Raw genomic sequence first — 23,640 nt, forward strand, 5'->3', positions numbered from 1 at the left:
TTGAGACGACGGCGGGATTTTCCGCCCTATTAAAGCGACCGTATGAGCGACGAAAACGACAAGACCAACCAAGGCCAAGGTTCGAGCCAGGGCGCCCCGGGCGGCACGCCGTCCCAGACGGGGCCGCGCGCGCCGCTGAGCCTGAAGCCGCGCGTTGTGGGATCGGTCCCGACCGGAACCGTGAAGCAGAGCTTCAGCCACGGGCGGTCCAAGACGGTGGTGGTCGAGACCAAACGCCGACCCGGCGCCGGCGGACCGCAACGGCCTCAGGGCTTCGACGTCGCGCGCCCGCAACAGGCCGCCTCCCAGAACCGGCCCCAGGGTCAGCGGTCGTCGCAACCGGCCGGCGGCGCCCTGTCGGCCGAAGAGCAGGAAGCGCGTCGCCGCGCCATCGCCATGGCCACCCAGGCCAACGCCGCCAAGGCTGCGGCCGACGCCGCCGCCAAGGCCGCCGCTGAAGCCGCTGCGCGCGAACAGGCCGCCGCCACCGAACGCGCCGCCCAGGCCGCTGCGGCTCAGGCCGCCGCCGCTCAGGCCGCCGCCGAGGCCGCCCGCGCCGAAGCCGCCAAGCTGACCGCTGCGGCCCCCGCCGCTCCGGCCAAGCCCGCGCCCAAACCGGCTGCGCCCGTCGCCGCCGCTCCGGCTCCGGCTCCGGTCGCCCCCACGCCAGCGCCTGCCCCGGCGGCTCCCGCCGCTCCGGCCCGTCCGGCGGCTCCGGCGCGTCCGGTCGTCAACTTCGGCCAGCGCGTGCCCAAGCCCGGCAATCCCCAGCGCGCGGCGCCCGAGCGTCCCGCCTTCGGCGGTCGTTCGGCCCGTGAACAGGCCATGGGCGGCGGCGAACGCTCCTATACGGATCGTCCGCAGACGGATCGTCCGCAAGCGGATCGCCCCCAGGGCGCCCGTCCGGCCCCCGGCGGCGCCGGCCGTCCGCAGGGCGCCAAGCCGGCTGAACCCGTCCGCTACTCGGCCCTGAACCCGCGTCCGGCCCCCGGCGCCGCCCGTCCCGGCGGTCCGCGCACCGGCCCCGGCGGTCGTGCGACCCCGAATGCGCCCCCGGCCCAGGCCGAGGTGGCTCGCCCCAGCCGCGCCCCCGGCGCCGGCTTCGGCCGCCCGGTCGGCCGCGACGACGATCGCGAGAAGCGTTTCTCCGACGCCGGCAAGGCGGTCAGCCGCACGCGCGGCGAGCCCAAGCGCCGCGAAGGCCGGATGACCATCCAGTCCGTGGTCGGCGACGGCGACGCCGCCGAGCGGATGCGCTCGCTGGCCTCGGTCCGTCGCGCCCGCGAACGCGAGAAGGAAAAGCGTAAGGGCGGCTCGACCGACGCGCCCAACCGTCCGCGCGAAGTGGTCATCCCCGACGTCATCACCGTGCAGGAGCTGTCCAACCGGATGGCCGTCCGCGGCGTCGACATCATCAAGTTCCTGATGAAACAGGGCCTGATGATGAAGATCAACGATGTGATCGATTCCGACACCGCCGAACTGGTGGCCGAGGAATTCGGCATGGCGGTGAAACGCGTCTCCGAGTCCGACATCGAAACCGGCTTCCTGGGCGAGGCCGACGACGCCGACGCCTCCGAAGTCCGCGCTCCGGTCGTGGCCATCATGGGCCACGTCGACCACGGCAAGACCTCGCTGCTGGACGCCCTGCGCACCACCGACGTCGCAGGCGGCGAAGCCGGCGGCATCACCCAGCATATCGGCGCCTATCAGGTGCGCCTGGAAGACGGCCAGAAGGTCACCTTCCTGGACACCCCGGGCCACGCCGCCTTCTCGGCCATGCGGGCGCGCGGCGCCAATGTGACCGACATCGTGGTGCTGGTCGTGGCCGCCGACGACGGCGTCATGCCCCAGACCATCGAGGCCATCCAGCACGCCAAGGCGGCCAATGCGCCCCTGATCGTGGCGGTGAACAAGATGGACAAGCCGGGGGCGACGTCTCAGAAGGTCGTTAACGAGCTGCTGCAGTACGAAGTCATCGCCGAAAACCTGGGCGGCGAGACCCAGATCATCGAGGTCTCGGCCAAGGAGCGGATGAACCTCGACGGCCTGCTGGAAGCCATCCTGGTCCAGGCCGAGGTCATGGACCTGCGCGCCAACGCCGATCGCTCGGCCGAGGGCGTGGTCATCGAGGCCAAGCTGGATAAGGGCCGCGGCCCGGTCGGCACCGTCCTGGTCAAGCGCGGCACGCTGAAGCGCGGCGACATCGTCGTGGCCGGCGGCTCGTGGGGCAAGGTTCGCGCCCTGCTGAACGAACGCAACGAGCAGCTGACCGAGGCCGGTCCGTCCGTCCCGGTCGAGATCCTGGGTCTGGACGAGGCCCCGTCTCCGGGCGACGTCTTCGCCGTGGTGGAATCCGAAGCCCGCGCCCGCGAGCTGACCGAATACCGCCAGCGGGTGAAGCGCGAAAAGGCCCAGGTTTCGGGCGGTTCGGTCTCGCTGGTCGACATGATGGCCAAGCTGGGCTCCAAGAAGGCTTCGGAACTGCCGGTCGTCATCAAGGCCGACGTCCAGGGCTCCGCCGAAGCCATCATGGGGTCGCTGGACAAGATGAGCACCGACGAGGTGCGCGCCCGCACCGTCTATTCCGGCGCCGGCGGCATCACCGAGAGCGACGTCAACCTGGCCAAGTCGGCCGGGGCGCCGATCCTGGGCTTCAACGTCCGGGCTTCGAAACAGGCGCGCGATCTGGCCGACCGCGAGGGCGTCGAGATCCGCTACTATTCGATCATCTACGACCTGCTGGACGATATCAAAGGCGTGCTGTCCGGCATGCTGGCGCCGCTGCAACGGGAAACCTTCCTGGGCAACGCCGCCGTCCTGCAGGTGTTCGATATCTCCAAGATCGGCAAGATCGCCGGTTGCCGGGTGTCGGAAGGCGTGGTCCGCAAGGGCGCCCGCGTCCGTATCGTCCGCGACGACGTGGTCGTGCTCGAACTGGGCACGCTCAACACGCTCAAACGCTTCAAGGACGAGGTCAACGAGGTCACGGCCGGCCAGGAATGCGGCATGCAGTTCCAGGGCTTCCAGGACATCAAGGAAGGCGACTACATCGAGTGCTTCACGGTCGAAGAGATCAAGCGCACCCTGGACTAGTCCAGGGTCGCGACAGCACCGACAGAGACAGGCCCGGAACCCAGGTTCCGGGCCTTTTTCTTTGCGTCCGTCCCGCGCATCATGCCAAGCGTGGCGGGAGACGCCGCACAGGGATCGGTTCATGGCCAGACCACATCTGTCGTCCGGCGACTTCTTCGGCGCCGCCTCGCGCACGGTCGAGGCCGGGGGGTTTCGCGTCGGCCTGTGGATCGCCGACCGTCCGCCCGAGAGCGTCGTGTTTCACGCCCATGACGACGCCCATTTCATCCTGGCGCTCGACGACGGCTATTGCAGCCTGGCGCACGACCCCCTGACGCCCCAGGGCGCCGCCTTCGGCCCCGGCGCCCTGGTCTGGAACCCGCCGGGCGTCGAACACCGCGACTGTTTCACCGCCGCCGGCGGCCGTTTCCTGTCCATCAGCTTCGATCCGCCGAAGAGCGCCGGGCGCGGCGACCCTATGCGGTTGCGCGGCGCCCTGGCCGAAGGCGCGGCGCGACGTCTGATCGGGGTGGCCGGCCGGTTCGCGGCGGGGGACGCGGTGGCGATGGAGGGGCTGACCCTGGATCTGGCGGCGGCGGTGCTGACCCCCGGCGACCTGAACGAGGACCCGGCGCCCGAGTGGCTGCTGCGGGCCCATGAGGTTCTGCACGACCTGGCCGACCGGCCGGGGCTGGAGGTGGCCACCGTGGCCCGCATCGTCGGCGTTCACGCCGTCTCGCTGGCGCGCCGCTATCGTCGCCATTTCGGCCGTTCGCCGGCCGCCGCCATTCGCCAGGCGCGGGCCGATCGCGCCGCCGGGCGTCTGGCCCGGGGCGTGGACCTGGCCGAGCTGGCCGCGCTCGGCGGCTATGCCGATCAAAGCCATCTGACCCGCGAGTTCGGTTCCATCTACGGCCTGACGCCCGGCCGCTATCGCGCCCTGTTCGCCTGAGCCGGTTTCACCTGTTCAAGACCCGGCGCGAGCATCCTGCCACACCTCGGGTCTCGCTCCTCTTCAAGGATTGTCATGCGTCCCCTGCTTATCGCGGCCCTCGGCCTCGCGCTCATCTCCTCTCCGGTCCTGGCCGAACCGGCTTGGCCCGTCGCCGCGCCTGAAAGCCAGGGGGTCTCGGCCGAGGGGCTGGCGGCCATGGACGCCGCCGTCCGCGCCGGGACCTTCCAGAAGATCACCAGCGTCCTGATCGCCCGCCACGGCCGGCTGGTCCATGAGGTCTATTTCGACGAGGCCGGTGCCGAGGGGGCGGGCCGCGAGAGCCGGCGCAACACCCGCTCCGTGACCAAGACCGTCACCGCCATGCTGGTCGGCGCCGCCGTCGCGCGCGGCGACATCGCCGGCGTCGACGCCCCGATCCTGCCCTTCGTCGCCGACCACGGGCCGTTCGACAATCCCGACCCGCGCAAGGCCGCGATCACGGTCGAGGATCTGCTGACCATGAGCTCGCTGCTGGAATGCGACGACGACAATTCCTTCTCGCGCGGCAACGAGGAGCGGATGTATCTGATCGAGGACTGGGTCAAGTTCGCCCTGGACCTGCCGATCCGGGGCTTTCCGGCCTGGATTCCGAAACCGGCGGATCAGCCCTATGGCCGGGCCTTCAGCTATTGCACCGCCGGCGTGACCACCCTGGGCGCCGTGGTCCAGTCGGCGACGGGCGAACCGCTTCAGGCCTTTGCGCGCGACGCCCTGTTCGGCCCGCTGGGGATCGAGGGCGAGCAATGGCAGACCTCGCCGATGGGTCTGGCCCAGGGCGGCGGCGGCCTGGGCCTGCGCAGCCGCGACCTGCTGACCCTGGGCCAGCTGTTGCTGAACCAGGGCCGCTGGGACGGCCGTCAGGTGCTGCCGGAGGCCTTTACGAAGGCCATGACCGCCCCGCATTCCACGGTCGATCCCGAACGGGGCGACTACGGCTATCTGATCTGGCTGCCGACCTATCAGGTCAACGGCGTGGCCCATCCCGCCTGGGCGATGGCGGGGACCGGCGGCAACAAGGTGGTGATCGTTCCGGACCTGGACACGGTCGTGGTGGTGACGACCGAGAACTACAATGTCCGCAATCCGCACGGTCTGGCCGACGCCCTGATCGCCGGCCACGCCCTGGCGGCGATGAAATAGGCGGGCGCGGCCTGAAACGACAAAGGCCCGGAACCCAGGTTCCGGGCCTTTTCTTTTGGCGCTCGCGGCGGCTCAGGGCGCCGGACGGGTGACGCGCGAGGACAGGTTCTGGACCACGTCGCGAGCGTCGAAGGCGTTGGGGTCGCCGGCGGGCTTGGGACCGCGGCCCATGATGATCTCGGCATTGGCCTCGTACCGGTCGATCTGCCGGGTGTCGAAGTCGTTGTCCCAGCTGTTCCACGGGCTCCAGAAGCCGCCGCGGTAATAGCGCCACGACGGACCCCAGTAGGGGCCATAGAAGCTGTTGTAACGGCTGTAGAAGGGATCGGGCGTGGAGACGAAACGGGTGTCGCGGTCGGTGGCGCGGTTGACGGTGGCGAACCAGTCATAGCCGCTCTCGACCGTCAGTTCGGCCGAGCGCAGCAGCAGGCCCATCTCGACCTGTTCGCGCGACGTCACCGAGTTTCCGGCGAAGCTGACGCGGAAGCGGTTGGACTCGACCCGCTGTTCGGCATAGCCGCCGCGCTGGCCGTTGAGGCCGGCGGGCTGATAGGGGGTGGCGGTGGCGCAGGCGGCCAGGGCCAGACCCGCGACGGCGGTCAGGGCCAGGGCCCGGAGCGCCGTCCTGTTTCTGGGTAGGGCTTTCATGAAATCAACTCCTTGATCGCCCATTCGGGCGCGCTGGCGGCTGAACGGCGCATGAACGGCCATGTTCCCCGTCAATCTAGGACGAAGCCGGACCGCGTCTAGAGCCTTAATACAATCAGTACGGCCGCCGTGAGCAACAGGATGCCGACGAACAGGCCGAAGCCGCGCCGGAACCGGGGCTGCTGCATGCGCTGCGACAGGGCGGCGCCGGACAGGGCGTAGGCGCTCATCGACATCATATCCATGCCGATCACGGCCAGGGCGAACAGGGCCAGTTGCGGCGCGACCGGCCGCTCGACGTCCAGGAAAGGCGGCAGGACGGCGGTGAAGAACAATATGGCCTTGGGATTGGCGATCTGGACCGCGAAACCGTCGACGAAGGCGCTGCGGCCCTTGCGCACCGCGACGGCGTGGTCGGGCTGCTGGGGGTCGGCGGGGGCGGCGTCGCGCCAGGCGCCGCGCAGGGCCTTGATCCCCAGCCAGGCGACATAGAGGGCGCCCCCTATGGCGATCAGGTGAAAGGCGTCGGGAAAGGCCTTGACCAGGGCGCCCAGGCCCAGGGCGGCGGCGGCGAACCAGACCAGGGTGGCGCAGTTCATGCCGACCACCCCCACCAGGGCCGAGGCCCGCCCCTTCTCCACCCCGGTCGCGACCGCGAACAGATTGGCGGGGCCCGGTGTGATGGCCATCACCACCATGACCCCCAAAAAGGTCGAATAGAGGTGCGGATCGACGGGAAGGGCGGCCATGCGGCGTCGTGTCGCTGCGATCGCGGGCGCGGTCAAGAAGAGGCCTGCTTCCTCTCCCTTTCGTCATTCCGGGCGAAGGGCCGCTTGGCCCGAAGACCCGGAACCCAGCGGCGCGCGAGAGCCCGAACCTGTCGCGGACTCAAGGTTTAGAAACGGCGCGTCGGATGGATTTCGCCTTCGGCGCCTCCCCCGGTCCCGCTTCGCGGGCCGGAGGATGACGAGGGGTTCCGGGTCTACGCTGCGCTACGCTCGGAATGACGAAAGATGGGGGGCAGGCGGCCTCTTTCCTCGAGGCGAGAGCCTCGGTCGGCAGCGCCAGTGAGCAGCGTCAGGCGGCCGGCGTCTCGGGCGGTTCCGGGGCTTCAGGCGCTTCGGGCGCCTCCGGCGCCTCGTCCTCGGACTCGAGGGAGTCGCTCGCCTGGTCCAGGGCGTACTGGGCGATCAGGCCGTAGGTCTCCATCTGCTCCGGGTCGGGATTGGTCCAGGCGCTGTTGCGGGCGATGCCGGTTCCGGCGGCTATGCCTTTCTGAAGCCCTTCCTCCATCGCCTGCTGAACCTCGGGGTCGTTCATAGCCTGTTCGACCAGGGCGTCGACGTCGATGTCCTTCAGGGCCTCGGCGGCCAGTTCAGAAGCGTGTTGCGTGGCCTCGGCGGTGAAGGCGGCGACGTCGGGCGCATAGTCGGACCAGAGGGCGGCGATCTGCCGGCCGCGCTCGCTCTCGCTCAGGCTCGCGTCTTCGGAAATGGCCTCGGCCCGTTTGCCGAAGGCCTCCATCCGCTTCTCGAAGGCGTCGGCGGCGGATTCCAGCCGGGCCTCGGCGGACTCGGGGTTGGCGGCGGCGGGACTGGCGCCGCCGTCCTGCGCCAGGGCGGAGGACAGGGGCAGGAGCGCCAGGGCGGCGGTCAGGCTGAGAGCGCGGATCATGGGTGGCTTCCCCGTTGACGACCCGATCAAACTCCGCCCAAGGCCGCCCGGCCTCAAGTGAAATCGCGGTAAGACTATTGCGGCGTGGCGGGCGCCGGCGCAGCGGCGGCGGCCTCGACCTGGGCGCGAACCATGGCGGGGATCGCCTTGATCTGCGTCTCCGCCGCCGCGAGTTGATCCGCCGGCGCCCCCTGGGCGCTGGCGAAGGCCTGAACATCGGCGGCGAAGGCGTCGACTACGGGCTGATAACGCGCCTGCAGGGCGTCCAGGTCGGTCTTGGCCTTGGTCTTGTCCGTCTGGGCCGCAGCAGCCTGCATCTCGGTCGCCATCGTCTCCATCGTCTTGCCGAAGGCTTCGGCGCGCGCCTCGAAGGCGGCCTCGTCCGGGCTCTCGGCCGCTGGAGCGGCGGGGGCGGTCTGGGCCGAGACGAAGCTGGGGGCGGCGACCAGGATCAGGGCGGCGGCGGCGCAGGACAGAAGACGCATGGGCGGACACTCCAAAAAGAGCGGCCGATCGCCGCCAGATCCGTGTCTTATCGTAGGGGCCATCGGCCGGGTTGAGCAAGGCGAAGCGCCTATGCGTGATTCTACCTAGTTCTGGGAGAACGGGATTCTTAAGCAATCTCCGCCAATTGAGGCTCATGGACGGGAGCGGAAAGACCTTGAGACGGGGGCGTTGGCGATTCTTCCGGCATGACGCCGGTCTTGAGGCTGGGGCGCCCCCCTGGCTCTATGTCCTGCTGTTCGTCGCCGCCCTGAGCCTGGGCCAGTGGAGCATGGCGGCGCTGCACGCCACCGTCATGTGGCCCGCCAACGCCGTCCTGCTGGCCGCCGTGCTGCAACTGCCGCGCGACAAGGCCCGGGCCGTTCTGATCGGCTGCGTCCTGATCAATCTGGGCAGCAATATCGTCCGGGGCGACACGCCCCTGTTCGTCTTCGCCAACGCCGGGCTGAACCTGTTGCAGGTGGCGGTCGCGACCCTGCTGGCCCGGCGCCTGTGCGGCGCAGCCCTGGATATGAGGCGGCCAAAACGCCTGTTCCGTTTCGCCGTCGGCGCGGCCATACCGGCGGTGGCGCTGACCACGGTGCTATCGGGCCTGATCGTCCTGCTGGTCCGCCCGATGCCGCTCGAGGTTCTCAACTTCCGCCTGCACCATCTGTTCGACATGGAGCTGCTGGCGATGATGATCGTCACCCCGGCCCTGCTGCTGGTGGCGCGTCGGCACCGGTTCCATCATGACGCCCAGGCCTCGCGGGTCGAGGTCGGGGTTCTGGTCGGTCTGATGTGCGCCGCCGCCCTGTGGGCCTTCGGCCAGACCACGGCGCCGATCCTGTTCATCATCTTCCCGCCCCTGATCCTGCTGGCCTTCCGCCTGTCGCCGCCGTGGACCGCCGGGGCGGTCGGCCTCATCTCCGTCATCGCCGTGGGGGCGACCCTGATCGGCAGCGGCCCCGTGGTGCTGACCCGGCTGAGCCAGGATCCCGCCCTCGCCTCCATTCCGGCGGTGATGCGCCAGATGAATGTGCTTCACCTCTTCCTGCTGACCGTCATGGCGACGGCGCTGCCGATCACCACCCTGTCGACCGAGCGCCGGCGCCTGTTCGCCCGTCTGCATGATCGGACCGAGACGGCGCTCGCCGCTCTTCAGCGCGCCGAGAAGGCCGACGCCGCCAAGTCGCGCTTCCTGGCCATGATGAGCCACGAGATGCGCACCCCCCTGACCGGGATCACCGGCTACGCCGACCTGCTGTCGCGCCATCCCGAGCTGGACGCCGAGGGCCGGCGTCAGGTCGAGGCCGTGCACCAGTGCGGCGAGGCCATGCTGCGGCTGATCGAGGACCTGCTGGAGGTGTCGAGCGGCGGCGGGGAGGTGGTCTCCAAACCCGTGGACATGCGCGCCCTGGTGGACGAGGCGGTGCGGCCGGCGCGGGAATGGGCGACCATCCGCGGTCTCGACTTCGTCGTCGACTACCTGCCCGGCGCCGAGGGCGCGGCCCTGACCGACGGCCGGCGCCTGCGCCAGATCCTGCACCATCTGGGCAGCAACGCCGTCAAGTTCACCGGTCGGGGCGGCGTGCGCATCCAGGTCGAGCGGCGCGACGACCGGCTGCGGTTCGAGATCCACGACACCGGCTGCGGCATGACCGAAGACGTCCTGGCCGGCGTCTTCAGCCTGTTTGAACAGGCCGACGCCACCACTCGCCGCGCGCATGAAGGCGCCGGCGTGGGCCTGGCCCTGGCCAAGACCCATATCGACCGTATGGGCGGCGCCGTCTGGGTCGAGAGCGCCCCGGCGATGGGCACGACCTTCACCGTCGAGATTCCCGCTCCCGCCGTCGAGGTCGCCGCGACCCCCGACGCCCTGCCGGTGCAGGACCGGCGCATGCGGGTCCTGATCGTCGACGACCATCCGTCCAACCGCGACCTGATGCGGATCATGCTGGAGGCCGCCGACTGCGAGACGGCCGAGGCCTGCGACGGCCGCGAGGCGGTCGATGCCGTGCGGGCCGGCGCCTTCGATCTGGTGCTGATGGATGTGCGCATGCCGGTGATGGACGGGGTCGCCGCCACCCGCGCCATCCGCGCCCTCGAAGGCCCGGCGGCCGAGATCGCCGTCCTGGCCGTCACCGCCGAGGCCATGCCCGAGGACGTGGCCCGCTGCCTGACCGCCGGCATGGACGCCCATCTGGCCAAGCCCATCACCCAGGCCAAGCTCTACGCCGCCATGGACCAGGCCATGGACGCCGCCGAACACAGGGTCGACGACGTCCGGGCCGCCTGAGGGGGGGCCACCTGAGGGGGCCGCTTGAGGCCGCCTACCAGGTCAGGTTGACCCGCGCATAGACGAACCGCCCGTTGAAGCCGAACGGCGAGTTGTAGGGATAGCCCAGCACCCCGTTCGAATTCAGCGACGCCGGAGTCGCGTCCGGATATTCGTCGAACAGATTGTCCGCCCCGACCGCCAGCCCGACCCGGTCGGTCAGCTGATACCGGCCTTCCAGATCGATCACCGTCTTCTCGCCGGTGCGGTAGTCGTTGGCCGCCACCGACCCCGGTTGCAGCACGTCGCCGTAATAGGTGGCCCGCAGGGTGGCGCCCCACTTCTGCAGCCGCCAGTCGGCCCCGGCCGAGACCTTCACGTCCGGCGTGCCCTCCTCGATGGTCAGGATCCGCTGGCGGCCGAACAGGGTGGTGGACAGGTCGGTGTCCAGCGAGACGTCGTTGAAGTTGGCGGCCACGGTGAAGTCGAAGTCGCCCGCGCTGTCGGTCGGCAGGCGATAGCGGCCGACCACGTCCACCCCTTCCGTCGTCGTCGAGACCCCGTTCAGGAAGAAGCGCGCCGCCTGGACCCCCAGCGGGGTCAGCAGGGTCGGATTGCGGATCAGCTCGGACAGGACGATCTGGTCCTCGATGTCGATCTTGTAGGCGTCCACCGTCAGGTCGAAGGCCCCCAGCCGCACCACGGCGCCCAGCGAATAGTTGGTCGAGGTCTCGGGCTTCAGCGGCCGTCCGCCCAGAGCCGTCCCCACCGCGCTGACCGACGGGAAGGTGCCGGTCTCCACCACCGCCCCGTCCTGGATCACCGACGAGGTCGAGGTGAAATAGGACTGTTGCAGCGACGGGGCGCGGAAGCCGGTCGAGACCGAGCCGCGCAGGGCGAAGTTGGGCGTGAAGTCATACCGGCCCGACAGCTTGCCCGTCTGGGTGTCGCCGAAGTCGGAATAGTCCTCGAACCGCACGGCGCCGGCGACCGTCAGCTTGTCGGTGATCGGCAGTTCGATATCGGCATAGGCGGCGAAATTGTCGCGATCGACGTCCACTTCGTTCGACGGCTGGAAGCCGGGGAAGCCCTGGGCCCCGCCCGACAGGGCCGTGTTCGACCCCAGCGGCCCGCGGTTGTAGCTTTCCGGCTGGCCCGCCTCGATCTTATAATTCTCCCAGCGCTGCTCCAGACCCCAGGCCAGGTTCAGCGGCCCGCCCGCCAGACCCGCCTCGAACTGCCGGCTGAAGTCGGCGCCCAGCACCAGCTGGTCATAGATCAGGCTGCCGGAATCGAAACTGGTCAGCGAGGCGGCCCCATAGGTCGAGTTCAGCGAATCCTCGGTGCGGAAATCCAGGGCGTTGCGGCCATAGACCAGGCTGACGTCGGCGTCCCATCCGGCGATGACGCCGCGCAGGCCGCCGGCCAGCGACGCGTCCTGGGAATTGACCGCCACCTTGGGCAGGAAGCCGTTCGGATAGACGCTCGTGACGTTGTTGACGTTGTCCGACAGGCGCGGGAAGGCGGCGCCGGAGCTGTCGCGGTCCTGATAGCCGGCCCAGCCATAGGCTTCCCAGCCATTGCCCAGCCCCTTGCCGGCGTTGGCGAAGACGGTCCACTGCTCGACATCCGGATCGCCGAACCGGGCGGTCACGGCGCCGTTGGCGGCGGCGCGGGGATCATAGTCGGACCGGTTGGTCGACTCGCGGTTCAGATATTCCGCCGACAGGGTCAGGAAGCCGTCGTCGCCCAGGGCGAACCCTTGCCAGGCCGAGGCGGTGGTGGTGGCGCCGTCCTCCTCGTCGCGCTCGCCGCGCGCGGTCTTTACCGTGGTCAGATATTGGCCATAGGTGACGCTGGCGCCGCCGCCGCTGGAGGCCTCCTTCAGCCGCAGGTTCACCACCCCGGCGATGGCGTCCGACCCATACTGGGCCGAGGCCCCGTCGCGCAGCACCTCGACCCGGTCCAGGGCCGCGGTCGGAATGGCGTTCAGATCCACGGCGGCCGAGCCGCGGCCGACGACGCCGTTGGTGTTGACCAGGGCCGAAGCGTGGCGGCGGGTGCCGTTGACCAGGACCAGGGTCTGATCGGGCGACAGGCCGCGCAGGGTCGCCGGACGGATCGAGTCGCTGCCGTCGTTGGCCGAGGGGCGCGGGAAGGTCAGGGACGGCACCGACTGGGCCAGGGCCGCAGCGAACTCGGTCGTGCCCCGGTTCTGCAGGCTCTGGGCCGTGACCACATCGACCGGCGCCAGGGTGTCGAGGCGCGAGCGATTGGGCACGCGGGTGCCGGTGACGACGATCTCGTCCACGGTCGCGGCTTCATCCGGGGTCTGGGGGGCGGCGGCGTCTTGAGCGAAGGCGGGCGCGGCGCTCAGCAGGGCGACGGCGGAGACGGTGGCGAGAAGAGCCGGCGAGGCGGCTCTGAAAGCGGTGCGCATTTGAGAGATTTCCTGATGATTGTTTCTTGGCGCGCACGGGCGCGCGGAACCGGCGTCTTCGACGTCCGGCCTATGGGGTTGGATGTGACGGATAGGGCGGCCTCAGCCGCTACATCGTCCGCCGCGCCGATAAGGGCCGGCCTGTGTCAGGACTTTGAACATCGTCGTCTCCGACCGCGCGGTCAGGGGGAGCGCCTCGCGGTCATGGCCATATCAGGGCGGAGATGCGGCGGGTCAATGCGCGGGAGGGGCCATGTTTGCTGAGGACGGCGGATAGAGAATCTACACCCTCCCTTTCGTCATTCCGGGCGAAGGGCCGCTTGGCCCGAAGACCCGGAACCCAGCGGCGCGCGAGAGCGCGAACCTGTCGCGGTCTCGGTGTTCAGACATCCTGCTGCGGATGGATTTCGCCTTACGGCGCCGCTGGGTTCCGGGTCTCCGCTGCGCTGCGCCCGGAATGACGAAAGAAGAGGGGCGTCGACCCTCGATCACCCCGCCTCAAACGGAAACCGTTCAGCCCAGAACCCCCTGAGCTCCGGCAGCTCATCCACCCGCCTCACTCCCAACTTTCGTCATTCCGGGCGAAGGGCCGCTTGGCCCGAAGACCCGGAACCCAGCGGCGCGCGAGAGCGCGAACCTGTCGCGGACTCGGTGTTCAAGCATCCTGCGGCGGATGGATTTCGCCTTACGGCGCCGCTGGGTTCCGGGTCTCCGCTTCGCTTCGCCCGGAATGACGAAAGGAGAAGCGCGCGTTCAAGACCCCCTCCGTCTCTCCGCTGCGCGTCGATCCACCTCCCCACCTTGTGGGGAGGAGACAGCCAGGGTCCGTCCCACCGTCTCCTCCCCGCTGTGCGGGGAGGGGGACCGCCGCGCCGCTTTGCGCGGTGGTGGAGGGGCTCTTCGCCGCGGGCTCGACCCTCGATCACTCCGCCTCAAACGGAAACCGTTCCGCCCAGAACCCCCTGAGCTCCGACAGCTCATCCACCCGCCTCACCACCGCCGCCATCTTCGGCGCGACCTCATAGAAGCGCGCGCGGCGCGGCGTCCACCGGCTGGCCACGGCCACATAGAGGTCCAGCACCGTCAGGCTCTCGCCCAGCAGGAACCGCCCCGGCGCGATCTGGCGGTCCATCATCCCCCAGCACTCCGCGATCCGGTCCTCGGTGCGTTGCAGGATCCGCGCCTGATCCTCCGGATCGTCGCCCGCCAGCCGCGAAGGCACGTCCCGCACCCAGTACATCGAATAGATCGCGGCGGGCACGAAGCTCATCCAGCGCAGGAACTGCCCGCGCCGGGCGTCGTCCGGCCTGGGCGCCAACCCCGCCCCGGCACGGCTGGCGGGATGATGACGGTCCGCCAGCCAGATCAGTATGGCGGCGCTCTCCGTCAGGATCTCGCCCTCGGGCGTGACCAGGACCGGCAGTTGCCGCATCGGATTGACCGGCGCCACCTTGTCCCGCTCGGCCTCCCCCTCCCAGGTCGGCGCCTCGACCACGGTATAGTCCAGCCCCAGCAGGGTCAGCGCCGCCTCGACCGGAACCGATCCGGACCCGGCGGCGCCATAGACGGTGAAACTCATCCGATCCCCCTTCAGTTATTCGCGTTGGCCCATGACTGATGAGCGAAGATGCGATCGCTACTTGCCCCGGAAAAGGTGAAAAGACGCAAGCGCCGTCTGCGACAGACACGCCGGAACGTAGCCTTCAGGGGGCAAGGTGAAGTGCCGCCAGACCCGAAAGCAAGTCTGGCGGCGATCCCACTACTGTCGTGGATGAGGTGTTGGTTTTGGTGGTCGGTATTTTTCTCGGCACCGGTCCCCGTGGTTTGGCGGAATGAAAGTTTTCCGTCGTTTTCGGACACGCTTAGGCATGCTCAGCTCCCTTGCTGCGCGTAGTTCTGGGTTGACTTAGGAGCTGGATTTTGGTTCAAACTTCTACCGCTAGAAATCTGTGGGGCCCTGGCTCCTAAGATGTGGAAGCCCGCCGAAAGGCGGGTTTTCTGCTATTGGGGTTACATTACCCTTCCCCCTCGATCCGACTGGCTAGAGCCATTCTGTCTCCCTCCCGCTTGATCACTGCCTCATTTTTGAGGTTTGAGAGCATGGGGTAGAAGGATGTGGGCTTGATCTGAGCGCCGTGTCGCTTGGCGATTTCCTCGTTTATCTCCGCTGAGGTCATCCAGATTTTTTCGCCCTTTAGCGCCTCAAGCACGAGTTCTCGACGGCTGAGCCTTATTGGCGGCACGTCGAACGCAAATGTGTCGCGAGGTTCGTCGTTCTTGCCAGGCTGAACAGGCTGCAGCTCAAATGTCTTACCCTCGGGTCTCTCGGCCTCCAATCTGACCAGCACTTTTTCGGCGACTTCCAGTTCTGCATCCTGAAGGTCAATAGCTGCTCGTTGCCTCGCAAGGTGGGCGCGCTTGTCTCTGATTTGCTGCAGCGGGTTCATGAGGGGCCATAGACCATGACTCGCTTCTTTCCGCAAGGCCGGAAAGAAAGAAGGTCAAAGTTTAGGGGTAAAGACATGTTCTGCTTCTGTCTGCGCTTATCGTTTGGTCGATGTGAATGGTGAAAAAAATTTCAAGCCTATCGTGCGGGTGTGTGTGAAATCAGAGTGTTAGATATAAAAACCACCCTCTGAATATCCGCGTTCGGAACCGGGCTTACACTCGCGCCCATGACCGATGAACCCAATACCCAATCCGATCTCTGGCTCCGTATCCGCCGCGACTTTCAGTCGGGCGACGCCGCCGCCGTCGTGGCCGAACGCTACGGGGTGTCGGAACGCTCCGTGCAACGCCACGCCGCCGCCGGGGGATGGCGACGTCAGGACCAGAGACGCGATCCGGCCCGCGAGCGCCTGGTCCGCCGCGGCGTCGTGCCGGACTTTTCCCTTCCGCCGGGCGGCGATACGGAGCTGGAAAAGACCCGGCTGGCGCATGAGAAGGATCTCTTCACCCTGCTGGTGGACCCCCAGCCCGCCGAACTGCGCCGCTACGCCTTCAAACAGGCCTGCGAGGCGGCGGCCATGCGGCGACCGGCCGAGGCGGCGAGCTGGATGCGGCTGGTCGTGCTCAGCCAACGCACCGGCCGGACCCTGGAGCAGGAGGCCGGGCCGTTCCGCGACACCGACCATATCCTCGCCGCCTTCCTGGAGGCGACCAAGGCGGTGGAGGCGGTCGACGCCCTGGTGGCCGCGACGGCCGAACGGGCGTCCGGCGTCTCAGGGCCTCAGGAGGATGCGCCATGAGACTGCATGGATTTGGCGGTTTGGCGGTTTGTCACCCTGTTTTTACGACACGCCGCTGCATTCGCCGGCCTGGACGGTCGGCGGACCATCCCCAGGCCCGTCCCCAGTTTCCTCAATCCAAACCACAAGATGTAGCGGGTAGGACAATTTGTGATCACCAAATAGGTGATTTCCGACTTGGCGCCGGGCGCGCGGAGTCGCATGGTGAACCCCTCTCCGGAATCGCTCTTTCAGGTCCAGTTCGATGAACGCCATCACCCCGATCATCCGCCCCGACCGCGCCGGTCTTCTGACCCCGTCCGCCGCCTACAAGCCGTTCCGCTATCCGTGGGCGTTCGACATGTGGAAGAAGCAGCAGCAGGTCCACTGGATGCCGGAAGAGGTGCCGCTGGGCGAGGACGTCAAGGACTGGGCCTCGACCCTGAACGACAATGAACGCAATCTGCTGACCCAGATCTTCCGCTTCTTCACCCAGGCGGACATCGAGGTTCAGGACAACTATATGGAACGCTACGGTCGGGTGTTCAAACCGACCGAGGTGAAGATGATGCTGGCCGCCTTCGGCAATATGGAGACCATCCATATCGCGGCCTACGCTCTGCTGCTTGAGACCATCGGCATGCCCGAGAGCGAGTTCGGCGCCTTCATGGAATACGAGGCCATGCGGGACAAGCACGACTATATGGGTCAGTTCGGCGTGGATTCAGACGCTGACATCTGCCGGACCCTGGCCATGTTCGGCGGCTTCTCGGAGGGGGTTCAGCTGTTCGCCTCGTTCGCGATGCTGATGAACTTCCCGCGCATGAACAAGATGAAGGGCATGGGCCAGATCGTGTCCTGGTCGGTGCGCGACGAGAGCCTGCACTGCGAGGGCATCATCAAGCTGTACCACGCCTTCAACAAGGAGACGGGGGCCGTCACCAAGACCGTGGCCGATGACATCGTCGACTGCTGCAAGACCGTGGTGAACATGGAGGACAAGTTCATCGACCTGGCCTTCGAAATGGGCTCGGTCCAAGGCATGACCCCCGAAGACATCAAACAATATATCCGCTTCATCGCCGACTGGCGCCTGCGCCAGCTGAAGCTGCCGGAAGTCTATGGGGTGACGGAAAACCCCCTGCCCTGGCTGCAGTCCCTGCTGTCGGGCGTCGAACACGCCAACTTCTTCGAGGCTCGCGCCACCGAATATTCGAAGGCCGCGACCCAGGGAAACTGGCACGGCGCCGACGGCGTCTGGACCGAGTTCGACCGCATGATGGCCCGCCGCGACATGAGCCTGGTCGCCGGCTGAGCCTACCGGCCTATTGCGGCGTGGGGGGCGCGCAGGCGCTCCGCACGCCCGACTGGCACAGCCGCACCCGCTCGCGCCAGGCCGCATAGTCGCGGTCATACTGGTCCTGGGCCGCTCGGGTCGCCTCGGCCGCCGCCCGGGCCTGGTCCTCGATCCGCCGGACCTCGATCTGGTGCCGGGCCAGGGCCGCGTCATACTCCAGCCGGGCCGCCTCATCGGCCCGGTCGGCCAGGCTGTTCTGGGCCGCGATCTCGTCGTTCAGGGCCCGGGTCAGCCGCAGCTCTTCCTCGGTCTGTTTGGAGTCCTCGGCCCGGTGATAGGCCTCGCCCCGCGCCCGCTCCAGCGCCTCGCGCGCGGCCGGGTCGTTGGGATCGGGCAGGGCCCGCTGGTCGCGGTAAGGGTCAGGGGCCTCCTGCGGGGCCGCCTGAACCGCCGTCGCCGCCAGCAGGGCGCAGATCAGGGACGCGCGGATGATCATGGACATCTCCAGGGTTCTGACCCAGCTTGGCCTTTAAGAAGCTCCGCCGCAACAACGTCCTCGTGACGAAAAGGTGGCGCCCGACGCGGCTTCGCGTCATGGTCGAGGTCCTCTCTGACGTCATCCCCGCCACCGAGCCCACGCCATGATCCTCAGCACCTCGTCCGGAGACTTCCCCATCCCCGCCGAAGTGGCGCGCCAGCTGCCCAATGTTCCGCCCCTGCCCGATCCCGCCGCACCCAACGCCAGGCTGCAGATCGAGGATTTCCGGCACTGGCTGGACGCCTCGCCCGAGCACGCCATCGACTACGAGCGGCTGCGGCGCTGGCATCTGGTGCAGGACGAACTGGCCGCCCAGGCCAAGGCTGCGAACCGGACCTTCGTCGTCTCCGACGACGGGCTGGAATAGGGATCAGGCGGGGAGGCGCAGCTCGAAGACTGCACCTTCGCCTTCTTTTGGGACCAGTCTCAGCTCCCCGCCGTGCAGGGCCGCCAGCTCACGCGATATGGTCAGGCCCAGACCCGATCCGTCCGAGCTCTTGGAGCTGACGAAGGGTTCGAACAGCCGCTCGGCCAGGCGCGGCGGAATGCCCGGCCCGTCGTCGGCGATGCGGATGACGCACAGCCGGTCCTCGCCAAAGGCGCTGACCGTGATCGCCCCCTTCCCTCGCCGTTCGGCCGGCCGCCCCGCATCGGCCTCGATGGCCTGCCGCGCATTGCGCATCAGATTGACCAGGATCCGATAGAGCTGATCCGGATCGGCCTCGACCGCGAACCGGGCCGGCAGCTGTTTGACCAGCCGCACTCCGTCCGGCTCCAGCCCCGCATCCTCGGCCGCCAGGGTCAGGGCCTTGGTCAGGACCACGCGGGTCTTCTGGGGCGCCGGCTCCTCGCTGCGGCCGTATTCGAGCACATTGCGCGACAGGCTCGCAGCCCGGCTCAGCGCCCGCTCCAACCGCGGCAAGGCCTTGGCCACCTGCGGGTCCGCCGAGGTCGCCAGCCGCTCGGACGCCATCTGGGCCGAGGTCAGCATGTTGCGCAGGTCGTGGTTGATCTTGGCCACCGCCTCGCCCAGGGCCACCAGCCGGGCGCGCGAACGCAGCGATTGACGGACCTCCTCCTGCATCCGCGACAGCTCGCGTTCGACCCGGCCGATTTCATCATGCCGGTCGGACGGCGCCTCGGCCTCGCTCTCGGGATCGGCGGCGAACCGCTCCATCGACCGGGTGACGCGCCGCAGGGGTCGCAGCACCAGCAAGGCCAGACCACCGTACAGCAGGGCGCCGGCCGTCAGGGAGACCAGCAGGGACACCAGGAGGCTGTTCAGCAGGAAGGCCTTCAGTTCGAGCTTCAGCGGCTGGGCCGGGGTGACGATCTCGATGAAGTCGCCCGAGCGATAGCGGGGCTTGGCCTGAACCCGCAACGATCGGTCGGGATGGCCGAACAGGGTGCGCCAGGGGTCGGTCAGCCGCGCCCAGCTGTTCTGCTGGCGCAGGTCGATCAGCTCGGGCGCGCGGGGCAGGTTGGGCGCCTGGAGCAGCAGACGTCGGACCCCCTGTTCCGTCAGGGCCACGGCCTGGACCCCGCCGATCCGCATCAGCTCGGCCGCCGTGTCGTCCTCGACCGCGCTATAGGGCAGGGCCTCGACCCCGACCGAGGCCAGTTCGGCCGCTTGCAGGCGGTCGCGCAGCCAGCGCTCGTGGAAGGCGGCCAGGTTCGGTCCCATGATCAGGGCCTCGACCGCCAGGGTGAAGGCTACGGTCAGCAGCAGCAGTCGGGCCGACAGGCCGTCGGGCGCGCGAGGCCGCAGCCGCTCGCGCCAGGTCTCCACCGCCTCGGGCGACAGTTTCAGCGCCGCCGCCGCCTTGTCGAACAGCGCGCTCATGCCGGGGCGGTCTCTGCGCGTCGGGCGCGGATCATCTGCACCAGCTTGATGCCGATGGGCAGCAGCAGGGACAGGAAGACCACCCCCATCAGCGGCCAGAAGAACTGGCGCAGCAGCATCGGCAGGTCCGGCCGCACCCCGGCCCGCAGCAGGTCGGCCAGTTGCGACCCGATCCAGGTGTAGATGAAGGTGGACGGCAGCAGGCCGATAAAGGTGGCGATCACATAGGGCCGTAGCGGCACAGCCATCATGCCCGCCGTGGCGTTGACCAGGACGAAGGGCACGCTGGGGATGACGCGCAGGGTGAACAGGGTGGTGAAGGCGTTGCGGTCGATCCCCTTGGCCAGCCGATCCATGAAGCCGGCGTCCGCCTCGAACTTGGCGCGCAGCCATGTGCCGATCGAGGTGCGATAGACGAAATAGATGACGACCGAGCCTATTGTGGCCCCGCTGGCCTGGGCCAGGGCGCCGACATAGGGGCCGAACATCATCCCCCCCAGCAGGGTCAGAAAGACCGGCCCTGGAATGGTGGAGGCGGTGGCGACGGCGTAGACGGCGATGAAGGCGACCAGGGCGATCCACCAATGGGCCTGGGCGTAGGCCTGAAGATTCAGCCCGTGCTCGCGGATCAGATCCATCGACAGATAGCGGTTCCAGCCCAGGGCGAAGAAGGCGACCACTAGGCCGGCGATGACCGCCAGCGGCAGCAGTCGCAGGCCCCATTCCTTCGCCGTTCGTTTCGCCATACGCTCTTCATTCCCGAAATGCCGTCCGAGCGTTGACTCACGCGGACATGCGACTTATACGCCCGCCCTTCCTGCGACGGACGCCTCTTGCCCCGCCGCCCAACCTTTTAACGTCAGGAGCCGACCGTGAAGCGGACCTATCAGCCGTCGCGACTCGTGCGCAAGCGCCGTCACGGCTTCCGCAGCCGGATGGCCACCAAGAACGGCCAGAAGATTGTTGCGCGCCGTCGCGCCAAGGGCCGCAAGCGCCTGACGGCGTAAGCGGCTTGCGCGTCCGGACCTTGGACGCATGAGCGACCCTTTACAGATCAAACGTCTGTTGCGGCGGCCCCAGTTTCTGGCGGCCGCCAAAGGCGTTTCCGAGGCGCGCGGCGGCGTGGTGATCCAGAGGCTGGAACGCGGCGACGGATCGCCGCATATCGGCCTGGGCTTCACCGCCACCCGAAAGATCGGCGGCGCCGTGGTGCGCAACCGCGCCAAACGCCGTCTGCGCGAGGCTGCGCGAGCCATGTTGCCCGTGCATGGCGTGCCCGGCAGCGACTATGTCTTCATCGCCCGAATGGGCACGACCGAGCGTGCGTGGGACCGTCTGCTTGACGACGTGAAATCGACGCTTACAAGGCTGGCGACACCGAAGGCCGACCGGCCTTCGCCCGCCCGCGCCCCATCCGGCCAGGACCGCCCGAATCCATGAAAAACGAGAACTCGCGCAACACGATCATCTTCATCGTGTGCTCGGCCCTGATCCTGGGAATTTACTGGTTCACCGTGCTGCGTCCGCAGGCCGAGCGCCGCGCCGTGCAGCAGCAGGCCCAGGCCGAACAGTCCCAGACGGCCGAGAACGCCGCCCGCACGGCCTTGAGCCCGCAGGGACCGACCTTCGTCACTGATCGCAGCCAAGCCCTGAGCACGGCCGCGCGCGTGCCGATCCAGTCCGGCACCCTGAAGGGCTCCCTGTCGCTGCAGGGCGGTCGCATCGACGACCTGTTCCTGACCGACTACAAAGAGACGCAGGACAAGCCCGAGCCGGTCGAGCTGTTCCGCCCGCAGGGCATGCAGAACGCCTATTTCGCCCAGTTCGGCTGGACCGGCCCCAATGTGGTCGGCGGCGTGCCGGGACCGAACACCGTCTGGCGCCTGACCGCCGGCTCGACCTTGACCCCGACCAGCCCGATCACCCTGACCTGGGACAACGGCCAGGGCCTGCGCTTCACCCGCGTGGTCTCGGTCGACGACCGCTATGTCTTCTCGATCCTGGACACGGTCCAGAACCTGGGAACCCAGGCCATCACCATCGCCCCCTACGGCAGCGTCCAGCGCCAGGGCGTGCCGCCGCTGGCCGGTTCCTCCCACATCGTCCATGAGGGCGCCATCGGCACCTTCGGCAAGCCGGGCGCCTATCGCACCGAGCAGAAGAAGTACAAGGACTGGCTGAAGGAGCCGCGGATCGAGAACGCCTCGACCGGCGGCTGGCTGGGCATCACCGACAAATACTGGCTGGCGGCCCTGCTGCCGCAGCAGAACGAGGCGGTCGAAACCGAATTCCGCGTCCGCGACGTCAACGGCGGCCAGCAGCTGGAAGCCAATATCCTGGGCGCCACCCGCACCATCCAGCCGGGCGCGACCGCGACCGAGACCCAGCGCCTGTTCGCCGGCGTCAAGCGGGCCGAGGTGCTGAAGACCTATGAGGAGAACCTGGGTCTGCCGCGCTTCGTCTATGCGATCGACTGGGGCATGTTCTGGTTCCTGACGCGCCCGATCTTCTGGATCCTGGAGAACGTCTACGGCCTGGTCGGCAGCTTCGGCGTCGCCATTCTGGCCCTGACCGTCATCGTCAAGCTGATCATGTTCCCGCTGGCCAACAACGCCTACGCCAGCATGTCCAAGATGCGGAACCTCCAGCCCAAGATGGAGGAGATCAAGAAGAAGTTCAAAGACGATCCGCAGAAGCAGCAGCAGGAGACGATGGCCCTGTACCAGAAGGAGAAGATCAATCCGGTCGCCGGCTGTCTTCCGCTTCTGCTGCAGATCCCGGTCTTCTACGCCCTGTACAAGGTGCTGACCGTCACCATCGAAATGCGCCACCAGCCCTTCCTGGGCTTCATTAACGACCTGTCGGCGCGCGACCCGTCGGTGGTGTGGAACCTGTTCGGCCTGATCCCGTGGGATCCGGCGACCCTGCCCCTGTTGGGCGGCCTGCTGGTCGGACCGCTGGGCATCGGCCTGCTGGCGGTGGCCTATGGGCTGACCATGTGGCTGCAGACGGCGATGAACCCGCCGGCGGCCGACCCGGTCCAGCGCCAGATCTTCCAGTTCATGCCGCTGGTCTTCACCTTCATCATGGCCCCGTTCGCGGCGGGTCTGCTGGTCTACTGGGCCTGGTCGAACATCCTGACCATCCTGCAGCAGTATTACATCATGCACCGCTACAAGGCGGAGAACCCGATCGACGACTTCATCGCGCGCATCCGGAAGACGAAGGCCGCGTGATCGACGAAACCGAGTTCACCCCTGAGGACATCGAGGCCGCGCGGATTCTGTTCGCGCGGCCGGCGACCTTCATCATGGGCGCCGCCAAGATCGAGCAACTGCCCGATCCCGACCTGCCCGAGATCGCCTTCGCCGGTCGGTCGAACGTCGGCAAGTCCAGCCTGATCAACGGCCTGGTCGGCATGCACAAGCTGGCCCGCGCCTCGAACGAGCCGGGCCGGACGCGCGAGGTCAACTTCTTTGACCTGGACGGCCGGATGCGCCTGGTGGACCTGCCCGGCTACGGCTGGGCCAAGGCGTCCAAGACCACGGTCAAGAAATTCCAGGACCTGGGCCGCGACTATCTGCGCGGCCGGGTGACGCTGAAACGGGTCTATCTGCTGATCGACAGCCGCCATGGGCTGAAGAGCGTGGACAAGGAGGCGCTGGACGCGCTCGACCTCGCCGCCGTCAGCTATCAGATCGTCCTGACCAAGGCCGACAAGCTGAAGAAGGGCGAGGGCGAGGCCGTTCAGGAAGCGACGCTGAAGGCCATCTCCAAACGCCCCGCCGCCTTCCCGGTGGTGGCCCTGACCTCGTCCGAGAAGGGGCTCGGTCTGCCCGAACTGCGCGCCGAGATCATGCGCACCACCGGTGCGACGCTGGATTGATCTTGCAGAGGCATCGTCGCCCTCGGGCTTGACCCGAGGGCCGGATTGTCCGCCGCATTGCGCCTGAGGCGACGCAGAGCCCGGTCCACACCCGATCCTCGGGTCAAGCCCGAGAAT

Annotated in this window: 21 protein-coding genes; 11 read left to right on the forward strand and 10 right to left on the reverse strand. The window is 68.1% G+C overall.

Annotation, left to right across the window (positions count from 1 at the left end; all coding sequences use genetic code 11):
• Positions 1-42 precede the first annotated feature (42 nt).
• From infB to PKE72_RS11245, 3 genes are all read left to right on the forward strand, one after another.
• A complete protein-coding gene (gene infB, locus PKE72_RS11235) occupies positions 43-3,096 on the forward strand; it encodes a translation initiation factor IF-2 (protein ID WP_271165459.1) in 3,054 nt (1,017 codons plus the stop codon).
• 121 nt (positions 3,097-3,217) lie between these two features.
• The gene (locus tag PKE72_RS11240; protein ID WP_271165460.1) at positions 3,218-4,027 is read left to right on the forward strand and encodes a helix-turn-helix domain-containing protein; all 810 of its coding nucleotides are present in this window, start codon (positions 3,218-3,220) and stop codon (positions 4,025-4,027) included.
• A 75-nt stretch (positions 4,028-4,102) separates the two neighbouring features.
• Positions 4,103-5,209, forward strand: coding sequence for a serine hydrolase domain-containing protein (locus PKE72_RS11245; protein ID WP_271165461.1), 1,107 nt, complete (start codon positions 4,103-4,105; stop codon positions 5,207-5,209).
• A gap of 72 nt (positions 5,210-5,281) precedes the next feature.
• Here PKE72_RS11245 and PKE72_RS11250 read toward each other — a convergent pair whose 3' ends face one another.
• From PKE72_RS11250 to PKE72_RS11265, 4 genes are all read right to left on the reverse strand, one after another.
• Positions 5,282-5,857: a CC0125/CC1285 family lipoprotein gene (locus tag PKE72_RS11250; protein WP_271165462.1), complete on the reverse strand. Its 576-nt coding sequence runs from the start codon at positions 5,855-5,857 to the stop codon at positions 5,282-5,284.
• 98 nt (positions 5,858-5,955) lie between these two features.
• Positions 5,956-6,606 (reverse strand): LysE family translocator, encoded by a 651-nt coding sequence (locus PKE72_RS11255; RefSeq protein WP_271165463.1) that lies wholly within the window; start codon positions 6,604-6,606, stop codon positions 5,956-5,958.
• A 328-nt stretch (positions 6,607-6,934) separates the two neighbouring features.
• Entirely contained in the window at positions 6,935-7,531 is a 597-nt protein-coding gene (locus tag PKE72_RS11260) for a hypothetical protein (protein WP_271165464.1), read from the reverse strand.
• A gap of 74 nt (positions 7,532-7,605) precedes the next feature.
• Entirely contained in the window at positions 7,606-8,016 is a 411-nt protein-coding gene (locus tag PKE72_RS11265; RefSeq protein ID WP_271165465.1) for a translation initiation factor IF-2, read from the reverse strand.
• Between the two features lie 176 nt (positions 8,017-8,192).
• On the opposite strand from PKE72_RS11265, the gene PKE72_RS11270 reads away from it, so the two are divergent.
• Positions 8,193-10,313 carry a hybrid sensor histidine kinase/response regulator gene (locus PKE72_RS11270; RefSeq protein WP_271165466.1) on the forward strand — a complete coding sequence of 707 codons (2,121 nt, stop codon included), beginning with the start codon at positions 8,193-8,195 and terminating at the stop codon, positions 10,311-10,313.
• A 34-nt stretch (positions 10,314-10,347) separates the two neighbouring features.
• On the opposite strand, the gene PKE72_RS11275 is transcribed toward PKE72_RS11270, so the two are convergent.
• From PKE72_RS11275 to PKE72_RS11285, 3 genes are all read right to left on the reverse strand, one after another.
• Positions 10,348-12,732, reverse strand: coding sequence for a TonB-dependent receptor plug domain-containing protein (locus PKE72_RS11275; RefSeq protein ID WP_271165467.1), 2,385 nt, complete (start codon positions 12,730-12,732; stop codon positions 10,348-10,350).
• A 922-nt stretch (positions 12,733-13,654) separates the two neighbouring features.
• Positions 13,655-14,311, reverse strand: a complete 657-nt coding sequence (locus PKE72_RS11280) for a glutathione S-transferase family protein (protein WP_271165468.1) — start codon at positions 14,309-14,311, stop codon at positions 13,655-13,657.
• A 436-nt stretch (positions 14,312-14,747) separates the two neighbouring features.
• Positions 14,748-15,179 carry a hypothetical protein gene (locus PKE72_RS11285; RefSeq protein WP_271165469.1) on the reverse strand — a complete coding sequence of 144 codons (432 nt, stop codon included), beginning with the start codon at positions 15,177-15,179 and terminating at the stop codon, positions 14,748-14,750.
• Positions 15,180-15,407: 228 nt separating this feature from the next.
• Here PKE72_RS11285 and PKE72_RS11290 point away from each other — a divergent pair, with 228 nt between their 5' ends.
• Both PKE72_RS11290 and PKE72_RS11295 read left to right on the forward strand, forming a co-directional pair.
• On the forward strand, positions 15,408-15,980 hold the full coding sequence (locus tag PKE72_RS11290; protein WP_271165470.1) for a hypothetical protein: 573 nt from the start codon (positions 15,408-15,410) through the stop codon (positions 15,978-15,980).
• Between the two features lie 244 nt (positions 15,981-16,224).
• Entirely contained in the window at positions 16,225-17,274 is a 1,050-nt protein-coding gene (locus PKE72_RS11295) for a ribonucleotide-diphosphate reductase subunit beta (protein WP_271165471.1), read from the forward strand.
• A gap of 10 nt (positions 17,275-17,284) precedes the next feature.
• Here PKE72_RS11295 and PKE72_RS11300 read toward each other — a convergent pair whose 3' ends face one another.
• Positions 17,285-17,752, reverse strand: coding sequence for a hypothetical protein (locus PKE72_RS11300; RefSeq protein WP_271165472.1), 468 nt, complete (start codon positions 17,750-17,752; stop codon positions 17,285-17,287).
• 145 nt (positions 17,753-17,897) lie between these two features.
• On the opposite strand from PKE72_RS11300, the gene PKE72_RS11305 reads away from it, so the two are divergent.
• Complete coding sequence (locus tag PKE72_RS11305; protein ID WP_271165473.1) at positions 17,898-18,161, forward strand: hypothetical protein; 264 nt, start codon at positions 17,898-17,900, stop codon at positions 18,159-18,161.
• A 3-nt stretch (positions 18,162-18,164) separates the two neighbouring features.
• Here PKE72_RS11305 and PKE72_RS11310 read toward each other — a convergent pair whose 3' ends face one another.
• Together PKE72_RS11310 and PKE72_RS11315 are read right to left on the reverse strand one after the other, a co-directional pair.
• Entirely contained in the window at positions 18,165-19,637 is a 1,473-nt protein-coding gene (locus PKE72_RS11310; RefSeq protein ID WP_271165474.1) for a sensor histidine kinase, read from the reverse strand.
• Positions 19,634-20,383 (reverse strand): TVP38/TMEM64 family protein, encoded by a 750-nt coding sequence (locus tag PKE72_RS11315; RefSeq protein ID WP_271165475.1) that lies wholly within the window; start codon positions 20,381-20,383, stop codon positions 19,634-19,636. Before PKE72_RS11315 ends, PKE72_RS11310 begins: the two co-directional genes overlap by 4 nt.
• A 126-nt stretch (positions 20,384-20,509) precedes the next feature.
• Here PKE72_RS11315 and rpmH point away from each other — a divergent pair, with 126 nt between their 5' ends.
• From rpmH to yihA, 4 genes are read left to right on the forward strand one after another with little or no spacing between them, the layout of a single operon-like run.
• Entirely contained in the window at positions 20,510-20,644 is a 135-nt protein-coding gene (rpmH, locus tag PKE72_RS11320; protein ID WP_003164000.1) for a 50S ribosomal protein L34, read from the forward strand.
• Between the two features lie 28 nt (positions 20,645-20,672).
• Positions 20,673-21,077 (forward strand): ribonuclease P protein component, encoded by a 405-nt coding sequence (rnpA, locus tag PKE72_RS11325; RefSeq protein WP_183196814.1) that lies wholly within the window; start codon positions 20,673-20,675, stop codon positions 21,075-21,077.
• Complete coding sequence (yidC, locus tag PKE72_RS11330) at positions 21,074-22,873, forward strand: membrane protein insertase YidC (protein WP_271165476.1); 1,800 nt, start codon at positions 21,074-21,076, stop codon at positions 22,871-22,873. The genes rnpA and yidC overlap by 4 nt, the downstream gene beginning before the upstream one ends.
• Positions 22,870-23,523 (forward strand): ribosome biogenesis GTP-binding protein YihA/YsxC, encoded by a 654-nt coding sequence (gene yihA, locus PKE72_RS11335; RefSeq protein ID WP_271165477.1) that lies wholly within the window; start codon positions 22,870-22,872, stop codon positions 23,521-23,523. Before yidC ends, yihA begins: the two co-directional genes overlap by 4 nt.
• Positions 23,524-23,640: the final 117 nt, after the last annotated feature.

Source organism: Brevundimonas intermedia (assembly GCF_027922165.1).
In the GTDB taxonomy this organism is placed as follows: Bacteria; Pseudomonadota; Alphaproteobacteria; order Caulobacterales; family Caulobacteraceae; genus Brevundimonas; species Brevundimonas intermedia.

Coding starts and splice junctions, on each gene's coding strand:
- infB (WP_271165459.1), top strand. CDS start 43: ATGAGCGACGAAAACGACAAGACCAACCAAGGCCAAGGTTCGAGCCAG.
- PKE72_RS11240 (WP_271165460.1), top strand. CDS start 3,218: ATGGCCAGACCACATCTGTCGTCCGGCGACTTCTTCGGCGCCGCCTCG.
- PKE72_RS11245 (WP_271165461.1), top strand. CDS start 4,103: ATGCGTCCCCTGCTTATCGCGGCCCTCGGCCTCGCGCTCATCTCCTCT.
- PKE72_RS11250 (WP_271165462.1), bottom strand. CDS start 5,857: ATGAAAGCCCTACCCAGAAACAGGACGGCGCTCCGGGCCCTGGCCCTG.
- PKE72_RS11255 (WP_271165463.1), bottom strand. CDS start 6,606: ATGGCCGCCCTTCCCGTCGATCCGCACCTCTATTCGACCTTTTTGGGG.
- PKE72_RS11260 (WP_271165464.1), bottom strand. CDS start 7,531: ATGATCCGCGCTCTCAGCCTGACCGCCGCCCTGGCGCTCCTGCCCCTG.
- PKE72_RS11265 (WP_271165465.1), bottom strand. CDS start 8,016: ATGCGTCTTCTGTCCTGCGCCGCCGCCGCCCTGATCCTGGTCGCCGCC.
- PKE72_RS11275 (WP_271165467.1), bottom strand. CDS start 12,732: ATGCGCACCGCTTTCAGAGCCGCCTCGCCGGCTCTTCTCGCCACCGTC.
- PKE72_RS11280 (WP_271165468.1), bottom strand. CDS start 14,311: ATGAGTTTCACCGTCTATGGCGCCGCCGGGTCCGGATCGGTTCCGGTC.
- PKE72_RS11285 (WP_271165469.1), bottom strand. CDS start 15,179: ATGAACCCGCTGCAGCAAATCAGAGACAAGCGCGCCCACCTTGCGAGG.
- PKE72_RS11290 (WP_271165470.1), top strand. CDS start 15,408: ATGACCGATGAACCCAATACCCAATCCGATCTCTGGCTCCGTATCCGC.
- PKE72_RS11295 (WP_271165471.1), top strand. CDS start 16,225: ATGAACGCCATCACCCCGATCATCCGCCCCGACCGCGCCGGTCTTCTG.
- PKE72_RS11300 (WP_271165472.1), bottom strand. CDS start 17,752: ATGATCATCCGCGCGTCCCTGATCTGCGCCCTGCTGGCGGCGACGGCG.
- PKE72_RS11305 (WP_271165473.1), top strand. CDS start 17,898: ATGATCCTCAGCACCTCGTCCGGAGACTTCCCCATCCCCGCCGAAGTG.
- PKE72_RS11310 (WP_271165474.1), bottom strand. CDS start 19,637: ATGAGCGCGCTGTTCGACAAGGCGGCGGCGGCGCTGAAACTGTCGCCC.
- PKE72_RS11315 (WP_271165475.1), bottom strand. CDS start 20,383: ATGGCGAAACGAACGGCGAAGGAATGGGGCCTGCGACTGCTGCCGCTG.
- rnpA (WP_183196814.1), top strand. CDS start 20,673: ATGAGCGACCCTTTACAGATCAAACGTCTGTTGCGGCGGCCCCAGTTT.
- yidC (WP_271165476.1), top strand. CDS start 21,074: ATGAAAAACGAGAACTCGCGCAACACGATCATCTTCATCGTGTGCTCG.